The organism is Clostridium luticellarii, from assembly GCF_002995845.1.
In the GTDB taxonomy this organism is placed as follows: Bacteria; Bacillota; Clostridia; order Clostridiales; family Clostridiaceae; genus Clostridium_B; species Clostridium_B luticellarii.
Genome location: NZ_PVXP01000111.1, coordinates 1 through 6,314 on the forward strand (window position 1 = coordinate 1; position 6,314 = coordinate 6,314).

At 33.4% G+C, this 6,314-nt stretch carries 7 protein-coding genes and 1 pseudogene; 5 read left to right on the top strand and 3 right to left on the bottom strand.

The genetic code is table 11. From position 1 onward, the window contains the following. Nucleotides 1–247 precede the first annotated feature (247 nt). The 4 genes from CLLU_RS17750 (at nucleotide 248) to CLLU_RS17765 (ending at nucleotide 3,875) form a co-directional block, all read left to right on the top strand. Nucleotides 248–910 (top strand): Yip1 family protein, encoded by a 663-nt coding sequence (locus CLLU_RS17750; RefSeq protein ID WP_106011096.1) that lies wholly within the window; start codon nucleotides 248–250, stop codon nucleotides 908–910. Between the two features lie 64 nt (nucleotides 911–974). Then, nucleotides 975–2,030, top strand: coding sequence for an efflux RND transporter periplasmic adaptor subunit (locus CLLU_RS17755; RefSeq protein WP_106011097.1), 1,056 nt, complete (start codon nucleotides 975–977; stop codon nucleotides 2,028–2,030). Continuing rightward, nucleotides 2,005–2,694 (top strand): ABC transporter ATP-binding protein, encoded by a 690-nt coding sequence (locus CLLU_RS17760; protein ID WP_106011098.1) that lies wholly within the window; start codon nucleotides 2,005–2,007, stop codon nucleotides 2,692–2,694. The genes CLLU_RS17755 and CLLU_RS17760 overlap by 26 nt, the downstream gene beginning before the upstream one ends. Next, nucleotides 2,691–3,875: an ABC transporter permease gene (locus tag CLLU_RS17765; protein WP_106011099.1), complete on the top strand. Its 1,185-nt coding sequence runs from the start codon at nucleotides 2,691–2,693 to the stop codon at nucleotides 3,873–3,875. Before CLLU_RS17760 ends, CLLU_RS17765 begins: the two co-directional genes overlap by 4 nt. 93 nt (nucleotides 3,876–3,968) lie before the next feature. Here CLLU_RS17765 and CLLU_RS17770 read toward each other — a convergent pair whose 3' ends face one another. Both CLLU_RS17770 and CLLU_RS17775 read right to left on the bottom strand, forming a co-directional pair. Next, nucleotides 3,969–4,745, bottom strand: a complete 777-nt coding sequence (locus CLLU_RS17770; protein WP_106011100.1) for a hypothetical protein — start codon at nucleotides 4,743–4,745, stop codon at nucleotides 3,969–3,971. Further along, nucleotides 4,738–5,220: an RNA polymerase sigma factor gene (locus tag CLLU_RS17775; protein WP_106011101.1), complete on the bottom strand. Its 483-nt coding sequence runs from the start codon at nucleotides 5,218–5,220 to the stop codon at nucleotides 4,738–4,740. The genes CLLU_RS17770 and CLLU_RS17775 overlap by 8 nt, the downstream gene beginning before the upstream one ends. A gap of 304 nt (nucleotides 5,221–5,524) precedes the next feature. Between CLLU_RS17775 and CLLU_RS17780 the strand changes: the two genes are divergently transcribed. After that, nucleotides 5,525–6,052 (top strand): peptidylprolyl isomerase, encoded by a 528-nt coding sequence (locus CLLU_RS17780; protein WP_106011102.1) that lies wholly within the window; start codon nucleotides 5,525–5,527, stop codon nucleotides 6,050–6,052. A 5-nt stretch (nucleotides 6,053–6,057) separates the two neighbouring features. Here the strand turns inward: CLLU_RS17780 and CLLU_RS19250 are convergent. Further along, a pseudogene (locus tag CLLU_RS19250) lies at nucleotides 6,058–6,240 on the bottom strand (radical SAM protein); the annotation flags it as partial. Between the last annotated feature and the right edge of the window lie 74 nt (nucleotides 6,241–6,314).

Consider the following 6,314-nt stretch of genomic DNA (forward strand, 5'->3'; position numbering starts at 1 on the left):
AGATAATATTGTCTTTTATATACTTTGTTTCATAGGTGTTTTATTAGGGATATTCACTTGTATTATAAAAGATGTATAATAAATATTTATATGGAAGTTCTTATGGATATGTTATAATATTTACAACTGGATAAAGATATATCCAGTTGTTTTTACACAATAAAATTGTAAATATAAAAAAGAAGGGAAGTGAATATTTAGTGGACTTTATCAAGCGTTGCAATAACCAGCCCACTAAGTGCAAATTATGGAAATTAAGGAAAATAAAGAAGATTTAGGCATTGACAAAAAGATTATTTACTTTTTTAAAAAACCATCAGTTATTTTTAATGAATTTATAGAAAAACCCAGGTACTTATGGACAATGTGTATAATTACTGCAATCAATGTAATTTATGCGATTATGCAAACAGCACTTTCTATAGATATTGTAAAAAGGTCAATTACAGGAAATCTGCCGGATGCTTCTAAAACGTTGGTAGAAAAATTCATGAAATATACCACATCAATACCTGTACAAACAGTAATTACTATTGTAACTACTGTAATATCTATATATGTGGCGGCATTAATTTATAAGATATTATCTAGAATTTTTGGATCCAGAATAAAATATAAACAAGTTGTATCTGTATATTGTTTAAGTATGATGCCCATAGCTATAGGCGAAGTGTTAAAATGGTTGTACATGGCTGTTACAGGAAAACCTGTAGGAGTAAGTTATCTTGTTAAGCCTACGCTGCTGAATGGAGTTTTAGACAAATTTGATATATTCAATATATGGCAGATAATATTGTTGACCATAGGTATATCAATAGTTGGAAAAGTATCAAAGAAAAAAAGTTTCGCTATTGTAGCAATTTTATTTGCACTTAATGTGTTTATAACTTTACATTCTTATATCAAATAATTTTTAGATACCGGATTATTTATTAAATTCTTATGATTTGATATAAGGAAAGGGATGGGCTTATATGAAAAATAGAAAGAATACGTTGATTATTATTTCTGGCATTTTTATTATTATCCTGTTATTTGCTGTAACATTCTTTTTAAGTAAAAATAGGCAAAATGTAAGCAAAAATAATACTAAATATGATGTATATACTGTTCCGTCACAGCAGAATATATTTTTGGACGGAGAAGTTCAATATTTAAAAAAGGCAAGCTTTACTGAAGATGCAGCCAAGGGAACTGTTGACAAGGTAAGTGTTAAAGACAAGCAGCAGGTTAAAAAAGGACAAACCTTGTTTAACTATAAGAATGAACAGATGATTGAGCAATATGAAACTCTCCAGCAGCAGCTTAACGGCATGGACAACCAACCTGCCGCTCAAGACGGCCTGCAGTCAACTCAAATCAACAGCCAGAAGTCAAGTCTGCAGCAGCAGATGAATGACATTAAAGACAAACGTTATACTACAATTTCAGCTCCTTTCGATGGAGTTGTTTCCATAGACGAAAATAACGGAGACAATACCAGCAAGATCATTTTGACGCTGATTGATCCTGAAATGCAGGTGGTAGCCAATGCCAGTGAAAAAGACGTGTTAAAGCTTAAAGTAAATCAAAAGGTGAAGATCAATGTCTATGGTACAAACAAAGAATTTGATGGTACAATAAGATCCATTTCCACCGAGCCATCGCAAATGCAGATGCTCCAGGGTAGTACCGGTACTTCGTCTAACTTAGTACAATCCACGGGGTCCAATATATCCTATTATCCTGTTTATATAGACATAGGTAATCAGAAAGAGATCTACACCGGTTTTCATGTACAGGGAACTACTGTCGATGAAAATGAACTGCCTAAAATTCCCTCATCTTCAATTTTCGACAATAATGGAGACAAATTTGTCTGGCTTGTAAGAAATAAAAAGCTGGAAAAAGTTTCCGTAGAAGTTGAAAATTATAATAATACATATGTACAGGTAAAAAGCGGTTTGGATTTTGGTGATAAAATTATTAAAAGTCCATCAGGTGAGATGAAAGAAGGGGACAACATTGACACAGCATCTTCTGGAAGTTAAAGGATTGTCCAAATGGTACGGACAGGATAAAAACCGGCACCAGATTTTAAAGGATCTTGACTTTGAAATAGATAGGGGTTCATTTGTAGTTATAATGGGGAAATCAGGCAGCGGAAAAACAACTTTGCTGAACATCCTGGGCCTTCTTGACAACTTTGACAGCGGAAGTTATGTTTTTGATGGACAGGATGTTGCAAAAATGGGGGAAAATCAGCGCTGTTTATTCAGAAACAGCAATATTGGCTTTATATTTCAGCAGTTCTATTTGATAGAATCCTTGACGGTGGCACAGAATATTGAACTCCCTCTGCTGTACCATGGAGGATATACCAGCAGCCAGAGAATTGACAGAGTGAAAAAAAGTCTTCAGGATGTTGAACTGGAAGACAAATTCAGCAGTTATCCAAATGAATTATCCGGAGGGCAGCAGCAGCGTATTTCAATTGCCAGGGCACTTGTCAATGAATCCAATCTTATTCTTGCAGATGAGCCCACCGGCGCACTGGACTGGAGAACAGGGCTTAAAATTGTTGAGATACTGGCTAAACTCAACAGGGAGGATAAGACCATTATAATGGTAACTCATGATGGTGATCTTAAAAAATATGCCACCCACTGTGTTTTTCTCAAAGATGGTGTCTTTACCGAGGAGGAGGGCCTATGAATTTATGGGAACTTGTATGCAGTGCAATTTTAAGCCTGCGTACACATAAACTTAGAGTATTTTTAACCATGATAGGAATAATTATCGGCATAAGTTCTGTGGTTGTCATTCTTTCTGTTGGAGAAGGGCTGAAGGCCCAGGTAAATCAATCAACTGAAGATACGGGAGCCAATACCTTTACAGTTAATTTTGAGCCTTCGGATTTGGATTCCACAACAGCAGCTGCAGCTTTCAGCTATAGAGATTTCCAGGATTTGAAAAATATTGACGGCGTGGATCAAGTCAGCAAGAGCAGCAATGGATTGGAAGGCTTGACGGGGGTTATTGAAAATGCAGCTTTTTTTAATAAACAGACTTATTTGACAGTAAACGGCTATGACAAAAATCCGGGCATTATTTCAGGCAGAAGCATAACTAAGGAAGACAACGACTTTAAACATTATGTAGTCATACTTACGAAGGATCATGCCAAGGCGTTATTTGGGGATAATGTAAATGAGGGAATCGGAAAGGGAATAAAGATAAAAGATGAGTATTTTGAAGTTGTAGGCATTGGAAATGGAGGTTCGGGTCTATTGTCCATGGAATATGACTACGTACCTAAATTTGCAAAAGACCTTCTGGAAAATGACACAGAGATCTCTTCAATTGATGTTAAAGCCAAACAGGGATTTAATTCTGACTCCGTATTCAAAAAAGTAAAAAAAGAACTGGGAATCCTTCACCCGGATGTAAAGGGAAGCTACACAAAAGGTGATCCGAAAGCTGTCTCCAAGGCTTTTGAGAAAATAATAAGCGGAATAACCACTTTTATAGCTGTTGTCTCGGGAATATCTTTATTTGTAGGCGGAATTGGAGTAATGAATATAATGTATGTATCCGTAACAGAACGCCGGCGTGAAATAGGAATTAGAAGGGCCATAGGTGCAAAACCGGCCTCAATTCTATGGCAGTTTTTAATAGAATCAATATTTATTACGGGTATGGGCGGAATTTTAGGAATATCCGCGGGATATCTTTTATCTTTGATTTTAGGAAACTTTTTACCATTTAAACCACTCATAACAATAGGTATATTGATAGGATCATCCAGTACTTCCATTATTGTGGGAATAATTTTTGGAATAATTCCTGCATATAAAGCTGCAAAACTGGACCCTATTAAGGCTATCTACAGATAATTTGTAACATATTGAAAAGAGCAAGTAATAGTAAGCTCATAAAAGACTTTCCATGATATTTTTATGTATCATGGAAAGCCTTTCATCTTGCTTTTATTTTGTATTGATAACCTGCTGCGCCATTTTAACTAATTCATCTTTTGATACATTAGAATCAGATCCTAAAAAAGAATAACTAATTCCACCCTGCATCCAATTTAAATATTGAACTTGAGAGATTTTTTCCTTATCAGAATCAGATCCATAACTAAATACATATTTACCGGATAATTTATCCTTCTTATCCTGTTCTGTCATTTTATAATCTGCTGGTACAAATTTACTAGTATAGGAATAATAATATAAATCTATACCGTTATAATTAGCAATAGCAGTCTCTCCCTTTGATCTTTCACCCAATCTGCCATTTTCCATATAAAGACTTAATTCATCATTTCCTTTTGCATAAGTAAAATCAAGTGATTTTGTTTTCCCTGCAAAATTACCTTTATCATCAGTTCCTTTGTTATTTACAATAACTCCATTTACAAAAGTATATCCATTGCCAAATTTATTGACTAATTTAGGATTGAATTTTAAATCCTTCTTCACTTGTCCTGCTGTAGGTATAGTAGTATATGTTGGTGTACTACTTGAAGATGAAATTATAGAGCTTACTTTTCCTGCAGCAAATACAGTTGTTCCTATTACCATAGTAGCTACTAATCCAACTATAATTTTTTTCTTGATTGATCCTTTTTTATATATTTTCCCATTTCCCATTTTATCATTCTCCTTTTTATCCGGTAAACTATTTAATGCTGCACTTACCTTATTTTTAAAACTTTCAGGTGTATCCGGAAAGGCATTATTCCAATTATACTTATTCATAATTTACCTCCATATCTTCTAACTTTATTTTCAATAAATTTCGTCCTTTTGCCAATCTACTTTTTACAGTTCCTGCAGGTATTTCTAAAATTTCTTTAATTTCTTCTACTGAATATCCCTCTACATAATAAAGAACAATTGTAATACGAATACGTTGTGGTAAATTCTGAATAGCCAAATATAAATCACTATAATTTTTTTTATCATTAGATTTGGCAGACTCAAAGTATTCTTCATAAGGTACTTGTGAACATTCTTTACGTATCAAACTATAACATTCATTTATAAGTATTCTAACTAACCATGTTTTAAAATATTGTTCTTTTTTTAATGTATCCAATTTATTATAGGCTTTTAAAATTGCCTCCTGAACTGCATCCTCACAATCCTGATCATGAATCAAAATTGACTTAGATACATGATATAAAGTAGATTCAGCCTCAAGAACATTGGCTATAAATGTATCTTTATTCAATTGACTTCCTACCTTTCTTAGCAAACTGTAGCGCTACTTTTTTGCTTTACACTAGTTAGATGGATATATCTGCTTAGTGGTTCATTTAATTTTAGCTCAAAATTAAATTTTTTATAATATATAAAACTAACTTTGAGGAAGCAGGGCTTTAATAAAAAGGGCGTAATTCTCCTATCTTCTATAAGTGGGAAATGAATAGTCCTTGTTATTTTAGGTTCGATGCCTAAAATAATAACTACTTGACGAATTATTATATATGATGTATTCTAAAATCAGTGGTAAATATATAAATGAGGTAAAATAAATGAAAAATCCTGTAGTTACAATTCAGATGGAAAATAACAAAACTATAAAAATAGAACTTTACCCCGATACTGCACCGAATACGGTGAACAATTTTATATCATTGATAAGCAGGGGTTTTTATGATGATACAATTTTTCACAGGGTAATACCTGGATTTATGGTTCAGGGAGGAGATCCTGAAGGAAATGGAATGGGGGGACCGGGTTATTCCATTAAAGGTGAATTTTCATCCAACAATTTTGAAAATAATTTAAAACATACAAGGGGAGTGATCTCTATGGCAAGAACTATGGCATCGAATTCAGCAGGTTCACAATTCTTTATAATGACGGATGCTGCTCCTCACCTTGACGGACAGTATGCTGCTTTTGGGAAAGTCATAGAAGGAATGGAAGAGATAGATGAAATAGTATCACAAAAAAGAGATTATAATGACAGACCTTATGAGGATCAAAAAATGAAAAAGGTAACTGTAGAAACTTTTGGAGAAAAATATGACGAACCTGAAAAGGTAGAAAATAGATGATGTACATTGCCTTCAATGCTTACTATTGGCACCAGATTTCTATTTTTATCAAATAAATTCATATAATCTTCATCAAACAGGGTTCCGTTTGTGAAAATCGGAAAAACTATTTCTTTAAAAGAAGAAGCCTTTTCAACAATATTTCTTCTCATCAAGGGTTCTCCGCCTAAGAGCAATACAAATAAGATAGATGTATATGATTATGAAACCGTAAAAAATTCAAAGAACAATTTATATTTAATTTTTTATATAGGAATTATAC

Bases quoted from the DNA above. Each gene is read 5' to 3' on its own strand.
- CLLU_RS17770 (WP_106011100.1), bottom strand. From the start codon at position 4,745: ATGAATAAGTATAATTGGAATAATGCCTTTCCGGATACACCTGAAAGT.
- CLLU_RS17750 (WP_106011096.1), top strand. From the start codon at position 248: ATGGAAATTAAGGAAAATAAAGAAGATTTAGGCATTGACAAAAAGATT.
- CLLU_RS17755 (WP_106011097.1), top strand. From the start codon at position 975: ATGAAAAATAGAAAGAATACGTTGATTATTATTTCTGGCATTTTTATT.
- CLLU_RS17780 (WP_106011102.1), top strand. From the start codon at position 5,525: ATGAAAAATCCTGTAGTTACAATTCAGATGGAAAATAACAAAACTATA.
- CLLU_RS17765 (WP_106011099.1), top strand. From the start codon at position 2,691: ATGAATTTATGGGAACTTGTATGCAGTGCAATTTTAAGCCTGCGTACA.